The following is a 1197-nucleotide window of genomic DNA, read 5'->3' as shown; positions in this document are numbered from 1 at the left end:
GTAACAGCGCGGGTGTCGGGCGATCACCTCCCCGCGACAGCCGATCACGACCTCATCGACATAGCCGCGGATCCAGACATCCTGATGGCCATAGGCGACCGGGACCGAGTAATCGTTGGTGTCATAGCGCACGAGCGACTGCGAGCTGACCCTGCCGCTCGCTTGGTCGCAGGCGTCGAACGGGGCAGTAGGCAATGGGCGCATCGCCGCCAGATCGCGCTGCAGCCTCTCGCCGATCGTCTCCTTGTGACCCCGAAGAATGCGCGTGAGGCGTGCGCAGCACTGCCCTTCAAGGTCGGCGTTGAAGGCGTCCCAACTGGCAAAGTGGGGGATCGGCACCATGTGGTTGCGGCGGGCGTAGCCGACCATCCCCTCGACAGCGCCCTTGTCGTTCCCCTTCCCGGGCCGACCATAGCGATCCCGAAACAGGTAATGCGACTGCAAGCCGCTGAACAGCGTGGCGCGGATGCGCGTGCCATCTGGCTGGATCTTCGAGACCAGGCAGCGGTCGTTATCGTAGAGCACCGACTGCGGCACCCCGCCGAAGAAGGCAAAGGCGCGGACATGCCCGTCTATCCAGGCCTCCGCCGTCGCCGCCGGATAGGCCCGGACGAAATAGGCATCGCTGTGCGGCAGGTCGATGACAAAGAAATGCGCCTTCTGCTCGACACCGGCGATGACGACGACCGCTTCGCCAAAATCGGCCTGAGCATGGCCCGGCGGATGGGCCAGTGGCACGAACATCTCCCGTGTCCGCCGCTCACGCTCACGCACGTAATCCTTGACGATCGTATAGCCGCCGGTGAAGCCATGCTCGGCCTGAAGCCGTTCCCATATCCGCTTGGCCGTATGACGCTGCTTGCGATGCACCGCCTTGTCGGCTTCAAGCCAGGCGTCAATGAACTCGGTGAACCCGTCCAGCTTCGGCCGCCTGATCGGCTTGTCCCGCCGGTAGCCAGGCGGCACCGAGAAGGCCAACATCTTCTCAACCGTCCCGCGCGAAATGTTGAAATGCTTCGCCGCCGCCCGCGCGCTCATGCCCTCGGCACACGCCAAGCGAACCTTCTTGTAAAGTTCCACGGTATAAATCTCCCCACCCTCCCTGCTGCCGCAAGAAGGGAAAAGTGGCAGGATTTTACTCCGCCCGCAGCGAGACGATCCCGCCGCTACCGTGGCCTAATTTTGCACCGCCGTTTC

1 protein-coding gene is annotated in these 1197 nt (G+C 63.6%); it reads right to left on the bottom strand.

Annotation, left to right across the window (positions count from 1 at the left end; all coding sequences use genetic code 11):
• Positions 1–1080: IS21 family transposase (gene istA, locus ACK8OU_RS20220; RefSeq protein ID WP_410305126.1), on the bottom strand; the 1080-nt coding region annotated here is incomplete at its 3' end.
• Between the last annotated feature and the right edge of the window lie 117 nt (positions 1081–1197).

The organism is Pontitalea aquivivens (assembly GCF_046507575.1).
Lineage (GTDB): Bacteria > Pseudomonadota > Alphaproteobacteria > Rhodobacterales > Rhodobacteraceae > Pontitalea > Pontitalea aquivivens.
The sequence above is the reverse complement of the archived record's forward strand: the minus strand, read 5'-3'. Positions and strand labels throughout refer to the sequence as shown.